This window comes from Hyunsoonleella sp. J2K-J805, from assembly GCF_057167125.1.
Window position 1 is genome coordinate 765,517 of sequence record NZ_CM169901.1, and the last position, 25,687, is coordinate 791,203.

Below are 25,687 nucleotides of genomic sequence, written 5' to 3' on the forward strand. Positions count from 1 at the left end.
GATTTTTTAAATGAAAACGGATGTAAATTCGATTTCAAAATTAACAATTATTGTGCCTAATATTCAGTAATGGCAAAACAAAATATTTATATTCTTGGAATTGAATCCTCATGCGATGATACATCAGCTGCTGTAATACAAAACGGTAAGGTTTTAAGCAATGTTGTGGCTAGCCAAAAAATACACGAGGCCTATGGCGGCGTAGTACCAGAATTAGCTTCTAGGGCGCACCAACAGAACATTGTGCCCGTGGTACACCAAGCACTTCAAAAAGCAGGTGTTTCCAAGGAAGATTTAAGTGCTATTGCATTTACAAGAGGTCCAGGACTCATGGGAAGCTTATTGGTAGGTACCTCTTTTGCGAAGTCTTTGGCTTACGGCCTTAATATTCCGTTAATTGATGTAAACCATATGCAAGCGCATATTTTGGCGCATTTTATTGAAGAAGAAGGGTTTAAAAAACCACCTTTTCCTTTTTTGGCAATGACTATTTCAGGTGGGCACACACAAATAGTTAAAGTAGACAGCTACTTTGATATGACCGTTATTGGTGAGACTATTGATGATGCCGTTGGAGAAGCTTATGATAAAAGTGGAAAAATTTTAGGCTTAGGCTATCCTGCTGGTCCTGAAATTGATAAATGTGCACAATTAGGAAATCCAAAAGCTTTCCCATTTACAAAACCTAAAGTGGATGGATTAAATTTTAGTTTTTCCGGTTTAAAAACCGCGATTCTATACTTTATTCAAAAAGAAACTAAAGCGCATCCAAATTTTATAGAAGAAAATTTAAACGATGTTTGCGCGTCTATTCAATATACAATTATTGGTATTTTGATAGATAAACTGAAAAAAGCGTCAAAAGAAACGGGTATAGACCATATAGCTATTGGTGGCGGTGTTTCTGCCAATTCTGGCATTAGAAAAGCATTAAAAGATGGCGAACAAAAGTTTGGTTGGACCACCTACATTCCAAAATTTGAATATACCACTGACAATGCTGCTATGATAGCCATAGTTGGGTATTTAAAGTTTTTAGAAGGTAGTTTTGCAGAGCAGGATGTGATGGCCTCAGCTCGGTTGAAAATATAAAAATGCAACCTCTAAGCAAACATTCTTATGAATATTTTTTTGGTATTGCAGCAATCATATTTTTATTGGGTGTTGGCCAAAAAACTCGGCATTTCATAATAAATCATGGTAGTCTTACTATTAATATTTATGATACCTATTATACAATCTCTAATTTCGATTTGTTTATTTGTAGTTCTGGTGTATTTAGTTTAATTGGATTTATCTACTTGTATTTGTACACATGGAATATTAGTCTTTTAAAAAGATTGGTTAATATTCATTTGATTTTCAGCATGGTAAGTTTTGTAATTTATTTCTTGAATTGGTTTTATTTTGAGATTGCAGGTTCGAATAATTTCCCATTATTTAATAATCAATCGAATAGAAATATTTTAAATATATTATCGCTAACACTATTTATTTTAGGCCAAATAGTTTTCGTTGCAAATTTGAGCATTAGCTTGATTAAAAAGATGTTCTAAAGTTGTAAACAAAAAATTCTTAAAAACTTCTGAAGCAGAAATAATTATCCCGAAGTTTAAAATTTATTTTTGAATCAATTCAAAAAATAAAACATGAAACAACACCTACTTATCTTGATTATTACCACTTTTACGCTTAGTTTAACTGCACAAAAAAGTACTGAAGCATCTTTGGCTACCATAGAAAACCAAGAACAAGCAAAACAATTTATTAAAGACAAACACAGGTTTGAAAGCAAGGTTTTTACATTTAACGAAGAAAAGCATAAAACGCAGCTTGCCAAAGCTTTATTTCAACTAGAAAAAGGGCAAATAAAATCTGAAAAAAACGAGTACGAAAAAACCCTTTATAAAATTCTAAACAAAACCTCAAAAGATTATTATAGAGTGTCTTATATTTTTATGGATGGTAATGTCTATAGCACAAAAAGTATCAATGAACTAAGAGCAACCTTAATAGAAAAGTTTAATAATAATATTCCTTTTTCAGAGCTTGCAAACCAACATTCTATGGACAAAAATGCCAGCAAAGGTGGGGATACAGGTTGGCTTACGACAGGTAATATGCATACAGATTTTGAAAACGCCATAACCGATAATCTGCACGCTCTTGATGACATATACACTATTGATATTCCTTCAAAAAACTGGTATTACCTAGTTTTAAAAACGCACGAAACTAAAGCAATAGCGGAGATTGAAGTGTTAAAAATTGTTGAACCATTGGATTAGATGCAACTTTTCTACAGCCCAGACATCAACGAAAATTCAAAAGATTTTTCCTTTCCTAGGGATGAAAGCAAGCATATTTTCAAAGTGTTGCGCAAATCAGTTGGGGATATGCTTAAAATTACCAATGGGAAAGGCTGGCTATTTACTGGAGAAATCACTTTAGCAACTCAAAATAAATGCTTGATTTCTATAAATTCCAAATCGTTTCATAAGCAAAAAAACTACACCTTACATTTAGCAGTTGCCCCAACCAAAATGAACGACCGCTACGAATGGTTTTTAGAAAAAGCTACTGAAATTGGCATCGATACCGTAACACCTATCATTTGCGACCATAGCGAACGTAAAATGATTAAACCTGAACGCTTCAAGCGCATTTTACAATCTGCCATGAAGCAATCTTTAAATTGCTATATGCCAAAATTAAACAATGCCATTGCGTTTAAATCGTTTATGGAAAACGAATTTAAAGGCGATTTGTTTATTGCACATTGCGAGGAGACTGATAAGAAATCGTTAAAAAAACAACTAAACCCCAAAACCGACGTTACCATTTTAATTGGACCCGAAGGCGACTTTAGCACAAAAGAAATAGAATTGGCTTTAAATCATGATTTTATTCCAGTAACTTTGGGGGAAACACGATTGCGAACTGAAACTGCCGCCATTGTAGCGTGCCATTCTGTTGCTTTTGTTAATGAGTAATACTATGAAACTAGTTTTTTCTTTCATCTTTTACCTGTTGTGTCTTGTGTCCTTTTCACAAGAACTAGCCGTTTTAAAATACAAAGGTGGAGGCGATTGGTATAGTAATCCAACAGCGTTGCCAAACTTGATAAAATTCTGTAATGAGAACATCAAAACGAAAATTACAGAACAGCCCGAAACTGTTGAAACCGGAAGTACAGATATTTTTCAATATCCTTTTTTACATATGACAGGTCACGGCAATGTGTTTTTTACTGAAGATGATGCTGAAAATCTACGTAATTATTTGATTTCTGGTGGTTTTCTACATATTGACGACAACTATGGCATGGAACCATTTTTAAAAAAAGAGCTTAAAAAAGTATTTCCTAATAAAGATTTAGTTGAAGTACCTTCTAGCCATCCAATTTTTAATAGTGCTTATAAATTTCCAAACGGTTTGCCAAAAATTCATGAGCATGATGGTAAGCGTCCGCAAGCTTTCGGTATTTTTCATGAAGATAGATTGATACTGCTTTTTACCTTTGAAAGCGATTTAGGCGATGGTTGGGAAGATCCCGAAGTGCATAATGACCCTGAAGATATAAGACAAAAAGCATTAAAAATGGGAGCCAATATTGTGAAGTATGCTTTTGAGAATTAATTATTATTTTTACCTAAGTATGAAAGCTTTTAAATTAAAACATAAAATTCTTGCCTTTTTATTAGCAATGTTTTTTATGTTTCAGTCAATGTCGCAAATAAATGAACATACTTATTCAAACAAAGGAGTATTCATTCATTCTGAAGCTAGTTGTTTATTCTCTATCAAAATACATTTATCATATTTTTGTAATGATTTTCATTGAAACTTGAATCAGTTAAACCATTATAACACCCACTTTAATAAAAAAACATTCCCAATCACTATAGTTTGTGACAATGTTACAAACGCACCAAACATTGGCAGTTTATTTAGAACTTCAGATGCTTTTGGTGTTGAAAAACTTGTGCTATGTGGAGCGGACATTCCTTTAGGAAGAAAGATGACTAAGACTTCCAGAGCTACTGAAAAAGTAGTTGATTTTCAAATTGAAAACTCGGCTTTAGAAATTGTTGAGCAGTATAAAAAATCAGATTGTGAAGTGATTTCCTTGGAGATTACAAGTTCTAGTGGACCTCTTCATCAAATTTCATTCTCTACTGAAAAACCCATTGTCCTAGTGGTTGGAGATGAAAATTTCGGGGTTTCAGAAAACATCTTGAAATTATCGGACAAGATAGTTCATATTGATATGTTTGGTCAAAACAGTAGTATGAACGTTGTACAGGCCACCAATATCGCTCTTTATGAGATTACAAAACAGTTAAGGTAAAATCTCTTTACTTCTGCTTTCACCCTTACAACATCATTGTTTATATTTACTTCATGAATTCAAACACCATCGCCAACGGTATTTTAAGAGCTATTGCCATTATTTGCGGCATCGCACTTCTACTTTATTTTCTCTACCAAATACAATCGGTTATAGGTTATATTGCTATTGCAGCGGTTATTTCTCTTATTGGCAGGCCTATTGTCCTGTTTCTGGAGCGTAAATTGAAATTTAAAAATACTATTGCGGTTGTGGTTACCATGACACTTTTATTGGGAATTTTTATTGGGCTGGTAAGTTTGTTTATTCCGCTTATCATAAAACAAGGGCAAAATTTATCACTTTTAAATATTGAAGAGCTTCAAGGTAATATCGAAAATCTATACACCGAAATTGTTACCTATTTCGATTTACACCAAATTGACGTGGAACAATCACTAAAAGAGTCAAATTTATTATCAAAAATAGATTTTTCACTAATTCCAAATTTCTTGAATTCAGTAATAGGCGGTTTGGGAAGTTTCAGTATTGGCTTGTTTTCAGTACTTTTTATCTCTTTTTTCTTTTTAAAAGACAGCAGGCTGTTTGAAAACATCATATTAACCTTAATTCCTGATAATAAGGAAAGTCGTTGGAAAACGTCATCTACAAAAATTAAGGATCTGCTATCCCGTTATTTTGTGGGCTTAATTTTTCAAATATTAATCCTTTTTATTATTTATATGATAGGACTGCTAATTATTGGCGTAGAAAACGCTGTGGTAATCGCCTTCCTTTGCGCACTTCTAAATTTAATACCCTATGTTGGTCCAATTATTGGTGCTGTACTAATGATTACACTAACAATGACCAGTAATTTAGGCGAAAGTTTTAGCGACATAATTTTACCCAAAACCTTTTGGGTGCTTCTTGTTTTTGCTATCGGTCAACTGGTTGATAATTTTGGAAGCCAGCCCATCATTTTCTCAAAAAGTGTAAAATCGCATCCGCTGGAAATCTTCTTGGTCATTCTTATTACCGGAATTTTGTTTGGTGTTGTCGGCTTAATAATTGCTGTACCTGCTTATACTGCTATTAAAGTAATATTAAAAGCGTTTTTATCAGAAAATAAAATCGTTAAAAAGTTAACTAAGAACTTATAGTTTTAGTTTGAATAAATTAATTTTAAATACTGAAATTCAAGAATTTATAAAAAATAATATAGAATCTGATATAAACGCATTGCTTTTAAAAGGCACTCGTTTTAAAGATGTTTTAACTTCTGAAATTATTCATCAAATTGAAGCCAAAAAACGGTGTAAAACAAAACTTCCAAGTTGGTTTCAAACAGAAAACATTTACTATCCAAACAAGCTTCATATAGAACAAACATCTTCTGAAGTTACAGCAAGATATAAATCAGAATTACTCCAAGGAGAAACTATAATCGATGTAACAGGAGGTTTTGGTGTTGACTGCTATTACTTTGCAAAACGCTTTAAAAATGTCATGCATTGTGAAATAAATAATGAATTATCATCTATTGTAAAACATAACTATTCTCAACTCAATGTCAAGAATGTTCAAGTTGAAAATACTGATGGTATTGCGTTTCTTTCCGAAATAATATCTAAATTCGATTGGATTTATATTGATCCTTCAAGACGACATGATGCAAAAGGAAAGGTTATTCTTTTAAAAGATTGCTTGCCTAATGTTCCTAAACATTTACACCTGCTGTTTCAATACTCAAATAACATCCTAATAAAAACCTCTCCTTTGTTAGATATTTCTGCGGGAATTAAAGAACTTAAGAGCGTTAAATCCGTTCATATCGTAGCCGTTAATAATGAAGTTAAAGAATTGCTTTGGATTTTAAAAAAAGATGATAACGATTCCATCTCAATACATACTGTAAATCTCAAGAATGATTCCGTTGAAGAATTCAATTTCAAATTTGAAGACGAAAAACACACCCAACCAAATCTAAATACTCCTTTAAATTACTTATTTGAGCCCAACGCAGCCATTATGAAATCTGGTGCATTTCACCAAATATCACACCAATTACAAGTGCATAAGTTGCATCAACATTCTCATCTATATACCAGCAAAACCTTAATAGAGTTTCCTGGAAGGGTTTTTAAAATTGAAACTGTAATACCGTACAATAAAAAAAGTTTCAAAAAATTAGGTATCTCTAAAGCTAATATTACGACTAGAAATTTTCCTGATAGTGTTGATAGTATCAGAAAAAAACTAAAAATAAAAGATGGTGGTGATTGCTATCTTTTTTTCACTACTCATATCAATGAAGATAAGATAATAATTAAATGCACAAAACTTTAAGATCTGGGGTTTTCCATATCCTAGACCCACAAACATTCAAACTTTATTTGGATACAAATTTTGTGAGCAAACAAGAGATAATCAATCTCAAAATTGATGGTTAATTTTTAATATACTTTTTGCTGTTGAAAAATACTATAACAAATAACTGTAAAAACCACTCGCGTATTAGTCCTCAAGTTATTAACCACCTGATTTCTATGACAATAAGTAATTCATATTTTAAGTTCAAAAATGAATGAATACCAGTCATTACTATAAATTATAGCTTGTTTAAATTATAAGCAACATTTTTATAAAATTAAAAACTAAATTATAATGAATAAAAAAAAGCCGAACTATTAAAAATGGTTCGACTTTAAATAAATAATAGATTAACTAATTTAATAAACTCTTCTTATTAATTTGAAGGCTCACCATATATTTTGCCAATGGCACTACTAAAAGGCTGAGAAACCACCGGACAGTTAATGATAGCTCCTGCCGCAGTCAACGAACTAGATAATGAATTAGATGCTGGGTATTTGTTTAAATTACCTCTAAATGGCCTTAAAATACCCTCATCCATTAATTGATTTATCTGATCAAAACTTTTTAAAATCACACGCTGGTCTTCTGGAACCGTAAACTCTGTTAAGTGAGCGTCCCACATTGGCGCATACGATGGGTCTCTTGGATCAATAGGAAATGTATTTGTAGGATCCATAACTTGCCTATTACTCAAGGAAGCCACATTTAACCCTTGAAACAAACCATCACCAGTATCTCCTCTTCCGTTTACTGTAGGGCTAAAAGGCAACATAGAACCGCCTGGGAAGATTCCAAATGAAGGTAGGTTAGCCAATCTTGGAGCAAATACACCTAGCTCGATTGTTGCTGGTGCTGGATCTGAAGTATCCGTAACAATGTGGAAATAGTACTTTCTACCATTATGCCATCCGTCTAGTAATTGCAATACCACAGCTGCACCGTCCATATCTAGATTTGGATTATTCAAGTTATCTTCTTGCTCAGAGCTTGTTCCGTTTCCGTGAGGAACTCTATCGTGCACACCTGTACTATTAGCTATCGGTTGTGCGTTAATAACCACATCTGTACCTGGCAATACTACATAAGAAGACCAAGCATCATCTGCTACAGCTCCAGGGATAACTTCTGCTGGTGGGAAACCAACTAATAACCCATCATCAGAACTACCGCCTGGAGTTAAACTTCTTTTAGGAGAAAAATCTACAGTGCCTTCAAAAACCAACCTCCCGTCTTCGCTCCAAGTTGAATTTTGTTCTCCTCCAGACCCGATTGAATTTGCCATTCTTGGCGCATAAATCACTCCTAGTAATCTAGCTAATTCTCTATCAGAAGCTTCAGTTATTACATAATATAGTTCCCTAGGAGCCCCATTTACTATCTCCCAACCTTGAAACAACGGAAGTCTAACTGTAGGCCCCTCTGGAGCAATACTCCTGTCTACGGTATAATCAACCCCCAATACACTCAGAAAAAATACATTTGCCTCTTCTGGATAATCTACGGCTGGGTTCGCAGCATCAAAAGGAACACCACCATCAGTTTGAATACTTGTTAATAGTAAATCAGCCGCATCTGCCATCATTACTACTACTGCGTCCTGTCCGTCTTGTCCATCTTGTCCATCAATTCCGTCTTGTCCATCTTGTCCATCAATTCCGTCTTGTCCATCAATTCCGTCTCTGCCATCTGCCCCGTCGATTCCATCTTCGCCTTCACAACTAGCAAAGAATACACTTAGTGACAATAATGCCACAAACATTATATTTAACTTTTTCATTTTGATTTTTTTTAATATTAATACGATATTATTAAGATATTGTGAATTTTTTATTGGTTTCTCTAGAGTTTCTTCACAATTTCACTGGTTTAGACGAAAGATTATTATTTTGATTACTTATAAAATATATACTGAAATACAAAATGATCATAATGAATTACTAATCAATTATTTACATGTGAAATTTTAACATAAATAACATGTTACGTTTGAAAGGATTAAGTAGAAAAACCACGTATAAAAGCTTTAAAACAAAGATTGAAATAGCATCTTTATTGGAAAGATGAAACTCTACAGGAGGAATATTTTAAATATAACCTTAAAATTAAAAGATTTTGGCTATTCCTATTCATCCACGGCCATTTCATAGGTTATTTCTGCTAGATTTTGTTTGAAATAATCCTTATTATCAGCACTATATTTATGCTTCGCTACATGTATTTACAGGCTTGATCTAATATAATAGTATTAAAACTTTCTATCTGGATGAAAAGCAGAAATATCGAGCGTGGTTTTCTTTTCTGACATAAGATCTGAAACCAATTTCCCTGTAGCTGGCCCTAAACTCCAACCCATCATAGCATGTCCTGTTGCAATAGTTAAATTTTTATATTTTGATGATTTACCAATATATGGCAGTCCATCAGGGGTGCAGGGGCGTAAACCGCATTTAGCATGAGCTTTTTCCTCTAAAGTTACATGAAGTTTTTTGTAATATGATGCGCCAGCTTTCGCAATAGCATTTACGCGAACAGTATTTATCTTATGATTAATTCCCGACATTTCCATAGTACCCGCCAATCGTGTAAAACCGTCCATTGGAGTTACTGCAACTTTGGCTTCACATAGTATTGCAGGAATAGTAATTTTAGTATCTTGCTTTACATTAATACTGTAACCTTTGCCCGCTTGAAGTAATAATTTGAATCCTAATTTTTTACTAATTTTTGGACTCCAGCTACCAGCAGCCAAAACAACTTCATCACAATCTAAGTGTTGCTTATTAGTAATTACTTTTGAAATTTTATGATAGGCTATTTTAACATCCTCAACGTTTTCATTTTTAAAAATTAAGACTCCTTTACTTTTTAAATACAATATCATGTCTTGCATGAAATTATTAGGTGTCATGTGAGCATCAGAATGATAATAAACAGCACCTTTAATGGATAAATGCGCATTGGGTTCAATTTCTTCAACTTGTTTTGCAGTTAAGTGTTCAACATGTAAACCTTCTTTTAATCCACGTTTACCAACTCCCCATTCTTCTTCACCAACCTTATCTGTTTTATAGCACATTAAAAGTCCCTTTTTTTCAAAATGAAAATTGAAATTGTTTGATTGCTTTAAATCTTCGTAGAGATCTCTACTAAGCAAATTAATATCCAATAAGGGTTTTATTGATTGTTCTACCTTTGAAAGTGTTGCTGATTTTTTAAAGGCCCAAGACCATTTTAAAAAATCTGAATCTAGCCTAGGTTTTATGTACAATGGACTTTTAGGATTGAACATCCATTTAATACCTTTTGAAAGCATTCCTGGTGAAGCCAAGGAAATAAAGTGACTTGGGGTAATATAACCAGCATTAATATGAGATGCACCAGAATCCATATTCGATTTATCGATAACAGTAACCTGATGACCTTCTTTTTGAAGATAATAAGCGGAACACAACCCAATAATTCCACCACCAATAATGATTACATTCTTACTCATACCATAATTAAATTACTTGAAAACCGTGTGCATAAGGATCGTCTTCATCATCAATAATTATAGTGTTATAGCCATAAATTTTTGCCCAACCTTGAATACTTGGGATAATCGCTGGTTTACCCGATATAGAAGTTTCTGCAGTTACACGCCCAATAAATTTACTTCCTATAAAACTCTCATGAATAAATTTCTCTCTGAGTTTCAATTTACCTTTAGCATAAAGCTGCGCTATTCTTGCAGATGTTCCTGTGCCACAAGGGCTTCTATCGATAGCTTTATCACCATAAAACACTGCATTTCTTCCAGATGAAGTTGGATCTAATGGTACTCCTGTCCATAATAAATGAGACACGTTTCTAATAGTATCATTTTCTGGATGAATAAATCTATCAGGATATTTTTGATTAATAGCTTGCCTTAATACTTGTGAATATTGAATGAGTTTACTTGCTGAGAAATCCTGAATACCAGAGAAATTCTTTTGAGGGTCTATAATAGCATAGAAATTACCTCCGTAGGCCACATCAAATATTAACTGACCTAGTTCTGGACAATCTACCGTTAATCCTTCAGCAGCTAAGTAGCTTTTCACATTTGTTAATCGCACCCAATCAACTTTACCATCGGTTTGTTGGTATTCGATTTCCACCAAACCTGCTGGAGCTTCCATTTTAATTTTACCTGGAGTTTTAGGTGTAATTAAACCTTCTTCAATAGCAATGGTTATAGTGCCAATAGTTCCATGACCACACATGGGTAGGCATCCCGAGGTTTCAATGAACAGTATTGCAAAATCATTATCTGGATTATGCGGTGGATATAAAATACTACCACTCATCATATCATGCCCACGAGGTTCAAACATTAAGCCCTTGCGAATCCAATCGAATTCCTTTAAGAAATGCTGACGCTTTTCACTCATATTAGTTCCCACCAATTCTGGCCCGCCTTTTTTTATAACTCGCACTGGGTTTCCGCAGGTATGCGCATCAATACAAACAAAAGTATGTTTTGTCATTATTAAAACTTTAGTTCATCATTTTAGTGCTTCTGGTAATAATACCTTTGGAAATGATTGGTAACTTACTGGACGCACCCAACGTTTAATAGAGTTTGTTCCAACAGCTGTAAACCTAGAATCTGTTGATGCAGGATATGGTCCTCCATGTTGCATAGACGGACATACTTCAACCCCTGTTGGCACACCGTTAAATATTAAACGCCCTACTCTATCTTCAAGCGCATCAACAATGTCATGAAGTTGCGCATATTCTGATTCTTCGGCGATAATAGTCCCTGTTAATTGGCCTTCTAAACCGTTGATTATATCGATTAATTCTGCTTCATCTTTTGCTTTTACTACCAATGAAAATGGTCCAAATACCTCTTGTTGCATTTTTGGATTTTCTAAGAAGTCTTTTCCTGAAACACTTACAATTTGTGATGGTGCGTAATTTGGTGCAACTTTATCTTCAATTTTAGCAACGGTCTCTGCACCATTTTGTGAAGATACTTTTGCTCCATTTTCTAAAAAACCTGCTTTAATGTTTGGATGCAACATGCATTGCGCCTCAATGGCCACGGTTTTATCTGCTAAATCGTTTATAAATTGTTGTGTTTCGTCACTATCAATAGTGAGAAGTAACCCAGGATTTGTACAAAACTGTCCTGTTCCCAATGTTATAGAACTTGCGTATTGTGAAGCTAAAGCTTCTGAACGTTTTGTAATAGCATTAGGTGTTATGATAACTGGATTTATACTTCCCATTTCAGCAAAAACAGGGATAGGTTCATCGCGTTGTGTCGCCAGATTGAATAACGCTCTTCCTCCTCCCACACTTCCTGTAAAGCCAACTGCTTTAACTTTTGAGTGTTTTACTAATGTAGAACCTACTTCTACACTTTTTCCGTTTAAATTTGAAAACACGCCATTTGGCATTCCTGTATCTTTTGCTGCTTTAATAACTGCATTAGCAACCAATTCTCCTGTTCCAGAATGCATTGGGTGCGATTTTACAATTACAGGACAACCCGCAGCCAAAGCACTAGCTGTATCTCCACCTGCGGTGGAAAATGCCAGTGGAAAATTACTTGCTCCTAAAACAACTACAGGTCCTAATGGAATAGAGGTTTTTCTTAAATCTGCTTTTGGTAATGGTTTTCTATCGGGCTCTGCGGCATCAAAAATATTATCTCTCCAAGTTTCATTCTCTATTAATGTAGCGAAAGATCGTAACTGAAAAATAGTTCTACCTCGCTCTCCTACTGCTCTTCCTTCTGGCAAACCAGATTCTGACATATACATGTCGATTAATGTTTTGTCTAAAGCTAAAATCTCATCGGCAATGGCATTTAAAAAAGCCGCCCTTTTAGCTCCTGATACTTTTCTAAAAATTTTAAAAGCGTTCCAAGCTAAATTTACTGCCTCATTTACTTCTTCTTCCGTGGCATCAAAAAACAGTGTTGGGTTTTCAATATTTAGTTTAGGATTTACGGTTTTATAAGTACTATTACCTGAGGCTTTAAGTGTTTGCCCGATATAGTTTTTTCCTGTAGTCATTGTTACTTATTTTTTTAATTTTTTTTAATTTACTCGTTTGTAAACTACTTTTTTTGATAATAGGTATTTTTACAAAATACCTTAAAATGAAAAATCTTTTCTCATAAACATCTCTATAATTGTGATAAACGTGTTATAAAATCTACATATTTGTTTTCTGTAAAAACGAAGTTTTCTCATTTTTAAATATTTAAAAGGATCAACTTATTAAGTCCAAAACTTCAAGTCTTTCTTTTGCCAGAATATATCTTGCACGTACATCATCAATTTGCTGTTTAGTTAATTTCTTACCAAAGGTACGCAGCCCTCCAGCAACATCATTATGATGAATTCCCATGGCAAGTTTTAGATATTCCAAAAGCAGCGGTTGAGCATCCAGATACGATATGGAATTTAAAGCCTGAGAAATTTTGTTTGCCTTAGCCCACTCTCCATTTAAAACATACTCTTGCATGGTAACACTTGCTTTCGGGAAGATACAACCTACACCTGTAATTCCACCACATGCTCCAGCTAGTCCTGCATGCACAGTAACTGTGTCTACTCCTGCCAAAACTTTTAAATCTTTATTCTCTAACATCAGCGTTTCAATAATTGAAACATCTATAGTCGATATTTTAAGCGCAGTTACTTTAGGAAGCACAGAAAGTCTTAAAAGAAGATCAGTTGAAAGCGAATGATAGCCAGCTGCATCAGGATTATTATAAGGCATCATTGTTATACCCATTTTCGTTGCAGTTGCTTCCGAAAGCGCATAATATTCATACATTTCTTTTTCAGAAGGAACCGCCTTAGTTTTTGGCGGCATGACCATAACTGTATCAACTCCTACTGTTGCAAGCCCTTCAATGATTTTGGCAAGTTCTTCCTTAGTTTCTGCCGAAGCTCCGCTGATTAACGGAACATTGTATTCCTCAGCAACCTCAGAAAGGGATTTAAGTAAAGAAAGGCGCTGTGTGTTACTCAAATAGCTATTCTCGCCCAGAGTACCAGAACCAACAAGTCCGCTCATTCTGCTTCCTCCCTTTCCTTGAGCTTTTAAAATACCTGCGGCTTGTTTTTGTGTTGTATCAAAATCAATTTCAAGAGTACCAGATTTTGATTCTTTCAACCATGTAAACACTGCAGGCATTACACCATCCCAATTGGATTTCATTTTTTTTATTCTTTTTAATGAGTTATAAAACTATATAAATATTACCATCAACAATACTACTAAATTATTCGGTTTTAATATTATATTATCCATTTATTCAAATTATTCTTATATTTTGAGTATTTTTGTATTAATGAAAGTACACCCTTTTAAAATACCTAAGCCAGAAAATAGCGCATTAATTTATCAAGAAGATATTGAAGCAGTTTTTTATGATAAGTTGCATCAACATAATGAAATTCAGATTAGTTTTATAGAAAAAGGAAACGGAACGCTATTGGTGGGTGATCATATTTCTAGTTATGTAGAACATGATATTTTTATTATTGGCAGCAATTTGCCACATGCTTTTAAAAGTGATAAACATGGTGTGACTGAATCTAAAATGTTGAGTTTATTTTTTACTGAATCTTCTTTTGGTGATACTTTTTTTGAATTGAGTGAATTTACAGAACTTAACCGTTTTTTTGCAAAATCTACGCAGGGTTTGGTTGTAAAAAATAATAAAAGTGACATTATAGAATGCTTTAAAAAACTAAAAAAATCATCTAAATTAGAACGATTTATTTTGTTTTTAAAAATTTTAAAACATATTGCTACTGCTAAATCTGAAACACTTTCCACTTTTATATATGAAAAAACCTATTCTGACAACGAGGGTAACCGTATGCGCCATGTTTTTGAATACACGATGACTAACTACCAAAAAGACATTTCATTAGAAACTATTGCAAATGAGGCAAATATGACTAAAAATGCATTTTGTAAATATTTTAAAAAACGCACTAATAAAACTTACGTTACCTTTTTAAATGAAATACGGGTAGAACACGCTACAAGACTTTTAGAGCAACAGGTAGATTTACCTATTGTTGAAATAGCTGAATTATCAGGGTTTAACAATTTATCAAACTTTAACAGGCAGTACAAAAAAGTAAAAGGACACATTCCTTCATTTGTTAGGAAACGTGTTTAGTCTTGCTTTCGGTTTTTAAAGGCAGGACTCCAAATGTCTTTCTTGTCTTCGTCTTCTGTCAGGGTTTCTGCCTTTGCTTTTTGTTTCTCAAGTAGTTTAACTTGTTGTTCCAATTCTAAAATTCGTTGTTATGGTGTTTTGGACATGGATTCATTAATGCTAAAATCATTATCAAATTTACCATCATTTTTTTAATCAAGTACGAATCGTCGATCTGGCTTGAATACCATATTTGTCCAAGTGCTTTGGTTCGCGTTAATACACCTTGTTCAAGAAATTGAACAAGGTGTAGTTTAAAGGATAAACTGTAATCCTTTTATGTTCGCTTTACATAATTTGAAGTTTTAGATCCCATAAATAACATTTTATTATAACGCTATTTTAGGACGAGACAACAAATAATAAACAAAAAAACGCTCAAGTACACTTGGCGTTTTTTGTTTGATCTATTTATTTGTGATCGCGACAGGATTCGAACCTGTGACCGTCTGCTTAGAAGGCAGATGCTCTATCCAGCTGAGCTACGCGACCATTGACATTTTAAACAGAATCCCCTTTTTTTTGGGAAAGACAGACATCAGATTGTGATTTAAATCAAAGCGACATCTTTTGTTTAAAAGCGGTGCAAATATAAAACATCTTCACTATAAAACAAGACAAATGTTTTTTAATTTGACTTAATTTTTAGGTTAATCGAAGTAGCTAAAACTTTCACCTCCCTTAATCTTTAAAACCGATTCGTAAATCAATTTAATTACATTTTCTACATCGTTTTTATGTACCATTTCTACAGTGGTATGCATGTATCGCAATGGTAATGAGATTAATGCAGAAGCTACACCTCCATTACTGTAAGCAAAGGCATCGGTATCTGTTCCTGTAGCACGTGATAATGCCGAACGCTGAAATGGTATGTTCTTTTCTTGCGCCGTATCAATAATTAAATCACGTAGTTTCTGTTGTACTGCAGGTGCATACGCCACAACAGGGCCTTTTCCTATTTCTAAATGCCCTTCTTTTTTCTTTTCTATCATTGGCGTTGTGGTGTCATGCGTTACATCAGTCACAATAGCAACATTAGGTTGAATAGTCTCCGTTATCATTTGGGCACCTCTTAAACCTATCTCTTCTTGTACCGCATTGGTAATGTACAATCCAAAAGGCAACTTCTTTTTGTTTTCTTTTAAAAGACGGGCCACTTCGGCAATCATAAAACCTCCCATGCGGTTATCAATAGCGCGACATACAAATTTATCGCCATTTAAAACATGAAATTCGTCTGGGTAGGTAATCACACAACCTACATGTACACCAAGTTTTTCAACTTCGTCCTTATTCGCACAACCACAGTCAATAAAAATATTGTCTGGTTTTGGCGGCTCTTCTTTAGACTTATTTCTTGTGTGTATTGCCGGCCATCCAAAAACACCTTTTACTATACCTTTTTTGGTATGGATGTTAACCACTTTACTAGGGGCAATTTGGTGATCGCTTCCACCGTTCCTAATAACATAAATTAGGCCATTGTCCGAAATATAATTTACGTACCACGAAATTTCATCGGCATGCCCTTCAATAACGACTTTATATTTTGCTTTTGGATTAATAACTCCAACTGCTGTACCGTAAGTATCGGTTATAAACTCATCTACATAAGGTTTCAGGTAGTCCATCCAAAGTTTTTGTCCGTCCCACTCATAACCCGTAGGAGCTGCATTATTTAAATATTTCTCTAGAAATTCTAATGATTTTTTGTTTAAAATCGATTGTTTCGCCATGTGTTTAAGATTTTGCACTAAAATAGCAATATATATGTTAAATGAATGTTTAAGAGCATGTAAATTCTTAATTTTGAAACCATAATTGCTCCATGGACAATATCATGAATTATTTAAAATACATAGCGCTTCTATTTCCAGTGTTAATGGTTGCCCAAACAAGCGAGGTTGAAACAGATTCTACCGAGGTGACCTATATTGTGGTTGAAGGCGATTCCATACCAAAAACGGCAATAGATTTGGATGAAGTAATGCTGCTTCACAAGTTAAAATTTGATAGTAAAAAAGACCGTATCCGTTATTTAATTTTACGCCGAAAAACCATTAAGGTATACCCATATGCAAAAATGGCCGCAGAACGTTTAGATTCGCTCACGAAGCATTTAGCGAAGCTTACTAAAAAGCGGCAAAAAAAGCGCTACACTAAAAAGGTACAGAAATATATTGAAGGGGAATTTTCAGATGAGCTGAAAAAACTAACACGCACTGAAGGACAAATATTGGTAAAGCTAATACATAGGCAAACGGGACGTACTGCGTTTGATTTGGTGAAAGAACTGCGCAACGGATGGCGTGCATTTTGGTACAATACAACCGCCAACGTGTTTGATATAAAATTGAAAAAGGAATACGACCCATGGAATGATAAGGAAGATTATTTGATTGAAGATATTTTGCAACGCAATTTTCAGAGTGGGCGCTTGGAACGACAGAAACCCAAGTTGGATATTGATTTCTACGAACTTACCGATAAATGGGTTTACTACAAATCTGAGACCCCCGAATAATGCGTGTACAATCAGCTTTTGAAGAAAAACTAAATACAGTAAGTCATGCCATTGGTGCTATTTTTGGAGTTGTAGCACTGATACTATTGATTGTTTTTGATACAAGAAAGACCGATTACAGTTTAACAAGCGTCATTATTTATGGGTTTTCAATAATTATACTTTTTAGCGCTTCTACATTTTATCATGCCGCAAAAGACGAACGCAAGAAACGGTTTCTTAGAGTGATAGATCATATTAGTATTTATCTTTTAATTGCTGGCACGTACTCACCCGTATTGCTTATCATGTTAGAACAAAGCTTAGGCTGGGCTTTATTTTACACTGTTTGGGGGATTGCTGCATTTGGAGTCATTTTAAAAACGTTTTTCACTGGAAAATTTGAAATATTCTCTACTCTGCTCTATCTCGCTATGGGCTGGTTGATAGTTTTTGATTTTACAACCCTATCCGATGTAATGCATAGTAACGGGATTCTTCTACTATTTGCCGGAGGGCTTTCCTATACTGTGGGTATCATTTTTTATGTGATTGAAAAAATACCATACAACCATGTCATTTGGCACTTATTTGTACTCGCTGGTGCTATTTTTCATTTCTTGATGATATTTTTATATGTGATATGATATCGTTTACTGAAGCCATAAAAGAGCACCACTTTAATACTATTGAAGCACTAGCCAATAGCATTTGGCACGAGCATTATATTCCCATTATTGGAAAAGAACAAGTAGACTACATGCTGAAAAAATTTCAATCCCGTGATGCTATAAAACAACAAATTAAAGATGGCTATCACTATTTTTTGATGGAAACTCTCACATCCAATATCGGCTATCTATGTATCAAAAAGAAATGTAAAAGTTTGTTTTTAAGCAAATTATATCTCTTAAAAACCCATCGCAGAAAAGGTTTTGGTAAACAGGCACTGGCTTTTATTGAAACCAAAGCTAAAAACATGGATTGCAACGCCATTAGCTTAACAGTGAATAAGAACAACCTTAGTTCCATGAAAGCCTATGAAAAAGCTGGGTTTAAAAATATGGGAGATATCATTATTGATATTGGAAATGGTTTTTTAATGGATGATTATAAGATGGAAAAATCAATTATATAACAGATTTTATCATTCTGAAGATAGTGATTGAAGCATCTATAAAACTACGCTCCCTATAGTTATTATGAATCTTCGCAGAGCCTATACCCAGCACTATTGAAGAGCCATGAACCACGACTAACCTCTAGCCTCAAAAATCTTCAAATAAATAAACGTTCCCATTTTTCTGGCCCGCCGTTTGGCGTTTTCAGCATAATCGCCTTCAAACAGCTCGTTAATAGCTTCAAACCATAAATTAAGCCAAATACCAAAGTGCATCTCGGTAATAGAATGATTAAATTGTTTGTCAACCTTAATGTGTGCTGCCACTGGATCTCCAAAATAGCGCGTTTTTAAAAATAAGCTCGATTCCCAAAATGTCGTAAGAAATTCCAAATGTTCATCCCAATCTTTAATAGTTTCATTAAAAAAAGACCCCAAAGTTTCGTCTTCTCTAACCATGCTATAGAATGTACTCACTAAAAGATAAACATCCTCCCTATTTTCGATATCCTTTTTCGCCATTACTCAAAAGTAAATTTTTTAAATCATATAATGCGATTAAAAAAATGTAAATCCTAAATCCTAAATCGTAATTCTTGCTTATTTTAGCGTCATGATTTTTGTAACGCTTCTCGGTGCTGGCAATGTTGGAACGCATTTATTTAAAGCGTTCAATAAAAACAATCAAATAACTGTAAAACAATGGTTTAACAGAAGCATAAATTCGATTTCAAAATATAAAAACGATGTAAATATTACAGATGATTTAAGCAGTCTGGAAGTTGCTGATGTTTACATTATTGCAGTGAGCGACGAAGCTGTTACCGATATTTCATCTGCATTACCTTTTGAAAATAGATTGGTAGTGCATACTGCTGGCAGTATTAATATCCACGATTTAGATAAAAAAAACAGACGCGGCGTATTCTACCCTTTGCAATCTTTTACCAAAACGGCCGATTTAGATTTTTCAGAAATCCCAATTTGCATCGAAACCCTTGAAAAAATAGATTATCAGGTCCTGAAGTCCTTAGCCCAAAAATTAGGTGGCCCTGTAAAAAAAGTGAATAGCGACCAACGGAAAACCTTGCATTTAGCGGCCGTTTTTGTAAATAATTTTACCAATCAGATGTATCGTATTGCTCATGAAATTACAGAATCTGAAGCAACAGAGTTCGATTTACTAAAACCGCTTATATTAGAAACTGCAAACAAAATACAAGATTTATCGCCTTATATGGCACAAACTGGTCCGGCAAGGCGTAATGACCTAAAGACCATTAAAAATCATTTAAAGCTTTTAAAAAACGAAGAACATCAAGAGATTTATAAATTAATGACCAAATCAATCCAAAACACCCATGGTGTTGCAACGCGTGCAACAAGCTCCAAAAAAAACTAAATAATGGAAGAGAAAAGTTATAAAGAATATTTAAATCATATTACCACGTTTATTTTTGATGTTGACGGCGTTCTAACCGATGGCACGGTACATATTACATCATCTGGCGAAATGTTGCGCACCATGAACATAAAAGATGGCTACGCCCTTAAGACCGCTATTGACCAAGGATATAACGTTTGCATTATCTCTGGAGGCCGCAATAAAGGTGTTGAAAAACGTTTGAAGGGTTTAGGCATTAGTGATATTTATTTAGGCGCTCACAATAAAATTGAGCAGTTGGATGATTATTTTAATCGCAAAAAATTAACTTCTGAAAATGTACTGTATATGGGCGATGATATTCCCGATTATCCTGTAATGAAAGGTATAGGCCTACCCTGCTGTCCGCAAGATGCAGTGCCTGAAATTAAAGCCATATCAAAATACGTTTCACACAAAAATGGCGGTAAAGGTGCAGTAAGGGACGTTATTGAACAGGTTTTAAAAGTTCAAGGAAAGTGGAACGGTAATTTTGATGCGAAGTATGATTGACATGAGACGATTTGCTTTTCTTTTTTTAATTGTTATTTGTAACAAAATATACTCGCAAAATTTTTCCAATAAATCTGTAGTTGGCACCTGGGAGGTGGTTGATACAGAAATAAACCCCGAAGTCTTTAACAACCCCGATAGAGCCAAAATTGATCAAATTGAATCATTTTTACTTTCTTTATCACTTACGTTTAGCAAAAATGGACTGGTAAGGTTATCTTCTGAAGAAGACGCTACTACACCTTTTAACAGGGATGTTATCAATAAGGTTTTTTATTATAATATCGAGAACAACATCATAAGTATTGGCAGTAGAAAAAAAATTGCTAACGTTTTATACATTCAAGCCAAAGAAGGTCAAAATTACATGTATTTCAACTTATTAGGAGCACTACTCAAAGTAAAACAGGCCCCTACTAAAAGTAAACTAAAAATAGACAAAAGCATAATTCAAGGTGCTAAAGGTTTTTTAACCAGTAAACCGTTACTTTTTAAAAATATAGAGGAAATCATTACCGTCAAAGATAATTACGATGAATTCCCAAAAACTTATAATTGTGCCAACTTAAAAGATAAAGCAGTTATAAAAGAATGTGTATCGAGAACTGTCAACAGGTTTTTCATGAGAAAATTCAATCCTGAAATTGCTTCTCGAATTGGACTTTCTGGTAAACTAAAGAGTGAAATAACATTTATAATTAATAAGGAAGGTAACATTGTTAATATTGATGTAGAATCAAAAAATCCGGAATTAAGCAATGAAATAAAACGTACCATTAATTTACTTCCTAAGTTTATACCTGCAAAAGTAGATGGAAATAGTATCAATTTTAAATACAGCTTCCCATTTATATTTCAAGTAATGGATTAATGATCTGCTTAAACCTCATCCGCTGGAAGAATTTATTAATGATTGCTCTTGTGCAACTTTTAATTAAGTATGCACTTCTAGAGCCTTTTGGAGTAAATACAGCACTTGACGGACTTGGAATTGCTCTATTAATTTTTGCTACCACATGTATAGCGGCAGCAGGAAATATTATAAACGACATTTACGACCAAAATACAGATTACATCAACAAACCCGATAAGGCTATTGTTGGTAAATCCATCTCAGAAAAGGCAGCATATAATGCTTTTATCATTTTCAATATTATTGGTGTTGGTGTTGGGTTTTACCTCTCGCATCGCATAGGTAAAAGTCCTTTTTTTACCTTTTTCGTTCTTATTTCTGCACTACTCTACATGTATGCGTCGTATCTTAAAGGCATATTACTCATCGGAAATATAATAATTTCAGTTTTAGTTGCTACAAGCGTTTTAATTGTTGGTCTGTTTGAACTCTCACCAACCATAACAGCATTTAACGGAGAAATTCAAATTACTTTTTTTAGAATCGTTTTAGACTATGCCATATTCGCTTTTATGATTAATCTTCTACGAGAAATTACAAAAGATATTGAAGATGTAGATGGCGACCATAAAGCAGGCCACAACACCTTACCCATAGCCATTGGGCGCGAACGTACCCGTAATGTGCTAATTGCACTCAATTGTATCCCACTAGTTGTTATAATCATCTACACCGTAATTAATTTGTACAAACAACAGCTAATGCTTATCTACTTTTTAGTAGGCATTATTGCGCCACTAATCTATATTTCCATAAAATTATTCGGTGCTAAATCCAAAAACCATTTTCAGCATATATCAAACATGTACAAGTTAGTGATGCTATTTGGAATGCTTTCGCTACTTTTATATGCGTTTACAATTTAAGACTGGTGCTCAAAGAAAAACTAAAAGAATACAATATCATTTTAGCCTCTCAATCCCCAAGGCGACAAGCATTTTTTAAGGAACTAGGTTTAGATTTTGAAATCCGACTAAAACCCGTAAAAGAAGAATATCCGCCAAGGCTAAGGCATTTTGAAATAAGCAATTACCTGGCGCAATTAAAGGCACTTCCGTTTAAAAACGAATTGCAACCCAATGATATTTTAATTACCAGCGATACTATTGTTTGGAACGATAACACCGCATTAGGAAAACCAGAAAATATCGATGAGGCCGTTTCAATATTAAAATCATTAAGCGACACCACGCACGAAGTAATCACCTCGGTATGTTTCACTATGAAAGATTATGAAAAAACCTTGCACAACATCACCAAGGTTACCTTTAAAGCCCTGTTAGATGATGAAATAGACTACTATATCAAAACGCGTAAGCCTTTTGATAAAGCAGGCGCTTACGGTATTCAAGATTGGATTGGGCATATTGGTGCCACCAAAATTGAAGGCTCCTATTTTAACGTTATGGGCTTGCCCGTTCATCTTGTGTATAAAACGTTAAATAGCATTGCCGACCTGAAGTAAGTTTGTAATTTTATAAAAAACATAATACTATGAAGGCCATTAGTTCATGTACTGTTATTATCCTAGGATTATTAATAACATGCTTTGGATGCAAGGAAGAATCCATAAAAAAAGATACGCTAGCAATTAATTCATCCAACCAAAATGCAAAACCAGCACAACCTTTAAGCCAACAGTTTAAAGACTATTGGTACGCAGGAAAAGCCGAAATTTCATCCTATAAACTTGAACAGGCCCGCTATGGCGAAATGCGAGACGGTACCGCAGTTTTAATTTTTGTGACTGAAGATTTTCTACCCGAAATTCAGGTTAAAGCAGACCATCAAAATGAGAAAAACATTCCTGTTTTAAAGCTAAATGCCACTAAAAATTTCAACACGGGCATTTATCCCTACAGCATCATGCAAAGTACGTTTTATCCTTTGGCAAACAACCAACATGCCATTAAAGTGTCTAGTTCCATGCAAGAATGGTGCGGACATGTATACGCACAGCTAAACAATAAGAATAAATTCGAAATCATGTCCCACTCCTACTTTGAAGGAGAAGCTGACCAAAACTTAATACTTGATAAAGCCATTTTGGAAAATGAACTATGGTCACAATTGCGCATCAACCCAAAATCCTTACCAACGGGAAGTATTTCTGTAATCCCATCATTGGAATTTACTAGAATGAAACATATCGATATTAAGCCATATCAAGCGGATGCGACCTTAACAGGGAATACATACACCCTAAAATACAATAACCTAAACAGGTCATTAATCATCACATTCAATCCAATGTTTCCACATGATATTTTGGGTTGGGAAGAAACGTTTCAAAGTCGCTCGCAAACCATGACAACAAAGGCCACCAAACTCAACACCATAACATCGCCATATTGGCAAAAAAACCAGAACAAACACGAAGTTTTAAGAGATTCACTCAAATTAAATTAAAATCTAAAAGTTTTGAATGTATATTTACTGCATATTTAATGGTTTTTAAGAATGATTGCAGAATTTTTTGAAACGTACAGCACAGAACTTATACAAACCGGGTTTGTAATAGGCATTCTTTTCATCATTGCGCTCATCACTAACATTCTTATCAAAAAGATTGGACGCAAAAGTGGTATTAACGAGGCAAGAATAAGGCTGATGCGGAGATACGTGCTAGTATCGTTATTAATCATTGGTATTTTAATCCAATCATTTGTGTTTGGTGCTAAATTTGAGGACATCGCAGTCATATTCTCTTCAGTATTTGCCATTATTGGTATAGCACTATTTGCCATCTGGTCTATTTTAAGCAATGTAACTTCGGGCATCATCATGTTCTTTAATTTCCCATATAAAGTGGGCGATAAAATTTCAATACACGATAAAGATTTCCCTATCACGGCCATAATTGAGGATATTAGGGCATTTCAGCTACATTTACGATTAGAAAATGGCGATTTGGTCACTTATCCAAACAACCTTATGCTACAAAAAGCAGTAACACTGGTAGAGAAAGACGCTATCGAAACTGATAGTGATGATGGCGCAGATGCGGTTTAAAAATTATGCTTATGCCTAGAAAAAGAGTGTACCGATCCAAGAAAAAACTAGGACAAGCTCCAGGAAGCGTAGTATATACAGGCGAACGCTCTAAACCTACGTTAATATTAGAAGCCTTTGATTATACCAAACAGAACTGCACGGAAAAAAAACTCCAAAACATAGAAGAGAGTTTCGACTTTAAACATACAGAATCTATTACCTGGATTAACATCAACGGACTCAATTACGTTTCAGAGATTGAAAAACTTGGGCAGCATTACGACCTACATCCCTTAGTTTTAGAAGACATCGTAAATATAGCCCAACGCCCAAAAATTGACGAATATGAAAATTACCTGTTTATCGTACTCAAAATGCTATACTATGATAAAACCCAAAATATTGTTTCAGAGCAGGTGAGTTTTATATTGGGTAAAAATTACGTCCTTTCCTTTCAAGAAGCCGAGGGGGATGTGTTTGATACCGTAAGAGACCGCATTCGTTATGCCAAAGGGCGCGTGCGCAACATGCAGGCAGACTATTTATTGTATACGCTTGTTGATGCCATTGTAGATCATTATTTTGGGGTTATTGAAATCCTAGGCGATAAAATAGAAGATTTTGAAACCGAAATATTTGCAGGCAATGTTAACGAAGACGCCAGCCGAAACATTCAAGAGCTAAAACGCGAAATACTACGCGTACGTCGCGCTATCTTTCCACTGCGCGAAATGCTTAACCGTATCGATAAAAACGAAACCGAACTCATACAGCGCAAAACCCTAACTTATTATAGAGATATTTACGACCACCTAATACAAGTCTCAGAAAACATAGACATCTACCGCGAAATGATATGGGGTTTAATGGACATGTACATGACCTCCATAAGCAATAAAATGAACGAAGTCATGAAAGTACTCACCATAATGGCTTCCATCTTCATACCGCTTACATTTATTGCAGGCGTTTACGGCATGAATTTCCAAAACATGCCAGAGCTGCATTACAAATACGGTTATCATATCGTTTGGGCACTCATGGTACTTATATTCGTCGTCCTACTCTACTACTTTAAAAGAAAAAAGTGGATCTAACGGCTATTATGCATTAGGGAGCGTGCCCACCTTCGATATCGCAGGCAGGTTACCCGCAACAATTCTACAAGCTCGGTGCAAGTGGTGGGTCGGGCTATCCGCTATACCTTTCTTCCAGCAGGTAGATCTTTTTTGAGAAAAAAAAAAGATGCCGTTCCTATCCTTAACCCATATATCTGCTTAAGCAT

Annotated in this window: 26 protein-coding genes and 1 tRNA gene; 19 read left to right on the forward strand and 8 right to left on the reverse strand. The window is 34.5% G+C overall.

Features of this window, described 5'->3' with window-relative positions; all coding sequences use genetic code 11:
- Nucleotides 1-69 precede the first annotated feature (69 nt).
- The 7 genes from tsaD to AC1B0Z_RS03385 all read left to right on the forward strand — a co-directional run bounded on the left by tsaD (nucleotide 70) and on the right by AC1B0Z_RS03385 (nucleotide 6,679).
- Nucleotides 70-1,092: a tRNA (adenosine(37)-N6)-threonylcarbamoyltransferase complex transferase subunit TsaD gene (gene tsaD, locus AC1B0Z_RS03355; RefSeq protein ID WP_483794134.1), complete on the forward strand. Its 1,023-nt coding sequence runs from the start codon at nucleotides 70-72 to the stop codon at nucleotides 1,090-1,092.
- A 557-nt stretch (nucleotides 1,093-1,649) separates the two neighbouring features.
- Entirely contained in the window at nucleotides 1,650-2,288 is a 639-nt protein-coding gene (locus AC1B0Z_RS03360) for a peptidylprolyl isomerase (RefSeq protein ID WP_483794135.1), read from the forward strand.
- Entirely contained in the window at nucleotides 2,289-2,993 is a 705-nt protein-coding gene (locus tag AC1B0Z_RS03365) for a 16S rRNA (uracil(1498)-N(3))-methyltransferase (RefSeq protein ID WP_483794136.1), read from the forward strand.
- Between the two features lie 4 nt (nucleotides 2,994-2,997).
- Nucleotides 2,998-3,639, forward strand: a complete 642-nt coding sequence (locus tag AC1B0Z_RS03370; protein ID WP_483794137.1) for a DUF4159 domain-containing protein — start codon at nucleotides 2,998-3,000, stop codon at nucleotides 3,637-3,639.
- A gap of 208 nt (nucleotides 3,640-3,847) precedes the next feature.
- On the forward strand, nucleotides 3,848-4,351 hold the full coding sequence (locus AC1B0Z_RS03375; protein WP_483794138.1) for a TrmH family RNA methyltransferase: 504 nt from the start codon (nucleotides 3,848-3,850) through the stop codon (nucleotides 4,349-4,351).
- Between the two features lie 53 nt (nucleotides 4,352-4,404).
- Nucleotides 4,405-5,493 carry an AI-2E family transporter gene (locus AC1B0Z_RS03380; protein WP_483794139.1) on the forward strand — a complete coding sequence of 363 codons (1,089 nt, stop codon included), beginning with the start codon at nucleotides 4,405-4,407 and terminating at the stop codon, nucleotides 5,491-5,493.
- A 7-nt stretch (nucleotides 5,494-5,500) separates the two neighbouring features.
- Nucleotides 5,501-6,679 carry a THUMP-like domain-containing protein gene (locus tag AC1B0Z_RS03385; protein WP_483794140.1) on the forward strand — a complete coding sequence of 393 codons (1,179 nt, stop codon included), beginning with the start codon at nucleotides 5,501-5,503 and terminating at the stop codon, nucleotides 6,677-6,679.
- Between the two features lie 400 nt (nucleotides 6,680-7,079).
- On the opposite strand, the gene AC1B0Z_RS03390 is transcribed toward AC1B0Z_RS03385, so the two are convergent.
- The 5 genes from AC1B0Z_RS03390 to AC1B0Z_RS03410 form a co-directional block, all read right to left on the reverse strand.
- Nucleotides 7,080-8,486 (reverse strand): hypothetical protein, encoded by a 1,407-nt coding sequence (locus AC1B0Z_RS03390; RefSeq protein WP_483794141.1) that lies wholly within the window; start codon nucleotides 8,484-8,486, stop codon nucleotides 7,080-7,082.
- 468 nt (nucleotides 8,487-8,954) lie between these two features.
- Nucleotides 8,955-10,202, reverse strand: coding sequence for an NAD(P)/FAD-dependent oxidoreductase (locus AC1B0Z_RS03395; protein WP_483794142.1), 1,248 nt, complete (start codon nucleotides 10,200-10,202; stop codon nucleotides 8,955-8,957).
- Between the two features lie 7 nt (nucleotides 10,203-10,209).
- The gene (locus tag AC1B0Z_RS03400) at nucleotides 10,210-11,220 is read right to left on the reverse strand and encodes a 4-hydroxyproline epimerase (protein WP_483794144.1); all 1,011 of its coding nucleotides are present in this window, start codon (nucleotides 11,218-11,220) and stop codon (nucleotides 10,210-10,212) included.
- 18 nt (nucleotides 11,221-11,238) lie between these two features.
- A complete protein-coding gene (locus AC1B0Z_RS03405; protein WP_483794146.1) occupies nucleotides 11,239-12,762 on the reverse strand; it encodes an aldehyde dehydrogenase (NADP(+)) in 1,524 nt (507 codons plus the stop codon).
- A gap of 199 nt (nucleotides 12,763-12,961) precedes the next feature.
- Entirely contained in the window at nucleotides 12,962-13,918 is a 957-nt protein-coding gene (locus AC1B0Z_RS03410) for a dihydrodipicolinate synthase family protein (RefSeq protein ID WP_483794147.1), read from the reverse strand.
- A 133-nt stretch (nucleotides 13,919-14,051) separates the two neighbouring features.
- On the opposite strand from AC1B0Z_RS03410, the gene AC1B0Z_RS03415 reads away from it, so the two are divergent.
- Entirely contained in the window at nucleotides 14,052-14,894 is an 843-nt protein-coding gene (locus AC1B0Z_RS03415; RefSeq protein ID WP_483794149.1) for an AraC family transcriptional regulator, read from the forward strand.
- A gap of 457 nt (nucleotides 14,895-15,351) precedes the next feature.
- Here AC1B0Z_RS03415 and AC1B0Z_RS03420 read toward each other — a convergent pair.
- A tRNA-Arg gene (locus tag AC1B0Z_RS03420) sits at nucleotides 15,352-15,425 on the reverse strand.
- 158 nt (nucleotides 15,426-15,583) lie between these two features.
- Nucleotides 15,584-16,672 carry a M42 family metallopeptidase gene (locus tag AC1B0Z_RS03425; RefSeq protein ID WP_483794150.1) on the reverse strand — a complete coding sequence of 363 codons (1,089 nt, stop codon included), beginning with the start codon at nucleotides 16,670-16,672 and terminating at the stop codon, nucleotides 15,584-15,586.
- 104 nt (nucleotides 16,673-16,776) lie between these two features.
- Between AC1B0Z_RS03425 and AC1B0Z_RS03430 the strand changes: the two genes are divergently transcribed.
- Genes AC1B0Z_RS03430 through AC1B0Z_RS03440 form a run of 3 tightly spaced genes read left to right on the forward strand, consistent with a single transcriptional unit; the run spans nucleotide 16,777 to nucleotide 18,577 of the window.
- On the forward strand, nucleotides 16,777-17,460 hold the full coding sequence (locus tag AC1B0Z_RS03430) for a DUF4294 domain-containing protein (protein ID WP_483795232.1): 684 nt from the start codon (nucleotides 16,777-16,779) through the stop codon (nucleotides 17,458-17,460).
- On the forward strand, nucleotides 17,460-18,086 hold the full coding sequence (gene trhA, locus AC1B0Z_RS03435) for a PAQR family membrane homeostasis protein TrhA (RefSeq protein ID WP_483794152.1): 627 nt from the start codon (nucleotides 17,460-17,462) through the stop codon (nucleotides 18,084-18,086). Before AC1B0Z_RS03430 ends, trhA begins: the two co-directional genes overlap by 1 nt.
- The gene (locus AC1B0Z_RS03440; RefSeq protein ID WP_483794153.1) at nucleotides 18,083-18,577 is read left to right on the forward strand and encodes a GNAT family N-acetyltransferase; all 495 of its coding nucleotides are present in this window, start codon (nucleotides 18,083-18,085) and stop codon (nucleotides 18,575-18,577) included. The genes trhA and AC1B0Z_RS03440 overlap by 4 nt, the downstream gene beginning before the upstream one ends.
- Before the next feature lie 117 nt (nucleotides 18,578-18,694).
- Here AC1B0Z_RS03440 and AC1B0Z_RS03445 read toward each other — a convergent pair whose 3' ends face one another.
- Nucleotides 18,695-19,081: a group III truncated hemoglobin gene (locus tag AC1B0Z_RS03445; protein WP_483794154.1), complete on the reverse strand. Its 387-nt coding sequence runs from the start codon at nucleotides 19,079-19,081 to the stop codon at nucleotides 18,695-18,697.
- Nucleotides 19,082-19,172: 91 nt separating this feature from the next.
- On the opposite strand from AC1B0Z_RS03445, the gene AC1B0Z_RS03450 reads away from it, so the two are divergent.
- Genes AC1B0Z_RS03450 through corA form a run of 8 tightly spaced genes read left to right on the forward strand, consistent with a single transcriptional unit; the run spans nucleotide 19,173 to nucleotide 25,499 of the window.
- Nucleotides 19,173-19,961: a Rossmann-like and DUF2520 domain-containing protein gene (locus tag AC1B0Z_RS03450; RefSeq protein WP_483794155.1), complete on the forward strand. Its 789-nt coding sequence runs from the start codon at nucleotides 19,173-19,175 to the stop codon at nucleotides 19,959-19,961.
- A gap of 3 nt (nucleotides 19,962-19,964) precedes the next feature.
- Nucleotides 19,965-20,495, forward strand: coding sequence for a KdsC family phosphatase (locus tag AC1B0Z_RS03455; RefSeq protein WP_483794156.1), 531 nt, complete (start codon nucleotides 19,965-19,967; stop codon nucleotides 20,493-20,495).
- 1 nt (nucleotide 20,496) lies between these two features.
- Complete coding sequence (locus AC1B0Z_RS03460; RefSeq protein ID WP_483794158.1) at nucleotides 20,497-21,366, forward strand: energy transducer TonB; 870 nt, start codon at nucleotides 20,497-20,499, stop codon at nucleotides 21,364-21,366.
- Nucleotides 21,367-21,416: 50 nt separating this feature from the next.
- Nucleotides 21,417-22,274 carry a geranylgeranylglycerol-phosphate geranylgeranyltransferase gene (locus tag AC1B0Z_RS03465; RefSeq protein ID WP_483794160.1) on the forward strand — a complete coding sequence of 286 codons (858 nt, stop codon included), beginning with the start codon at nucleotides 21,417-21,419 and terminating at the stop codon, nucleotides 22,272-22,274.
- Between the two features lie 5 nt (nucleotides 22,275-22,279).
- A complete protein-coding gene (locus tag AC1B0Z_RS03470) occupies nucleotides 22,280-22,873 on the forward strand; it encodes a Maf-like protein (protein WP_483794161.1) in 594 nt (197 codons plus the stop codon).
- Nucleotides 22,874-22,902: 29 nt separating this feature from the next.
- Nucleotides 22,903-23,817, forward strand: a complete 915-nt coding sequence (locus AC1B0Z_RS03475; protein ID WP_483794162.1) for a septum formation inhibitor Maf — start codon at nucleotides 22,903-22,905, stop codon at nucleotides 23,815-23,817.
- Nucleotides 23,818-23,868: 51 nt separating this feature from the next.
- A complete protein-coding gene (locus AC1B0Z_RS03480) occupies nucleotides 23,869-24,420 on the forward strand; it encodes a mechanosensitive ion channel domain-containing protein (protein ID WP_483794163.1) in 552 nt (183 codons plus the stop codon).
- An 11-nt stretch (nucleotides 24,421-24,431) separates the two neighbouring features.
- Nucleotides 24,432-25,499 carry a magnesium/cobalt transporter CorA gene (gene corA, locus AC1B0Z_RS03485; RefSeq protein ID WP_483794164.1) on the forward strand — a complete coding sequence of 356 codons (1,068 nt, stop codon included), beginning with the start codon at nucleotides 24,432-24,434 and terminating at the stop codon, nucleotides 25,497-25,499.
- Nucleotides 25,500-25,687: the final 188 nt, after the last annotated feature.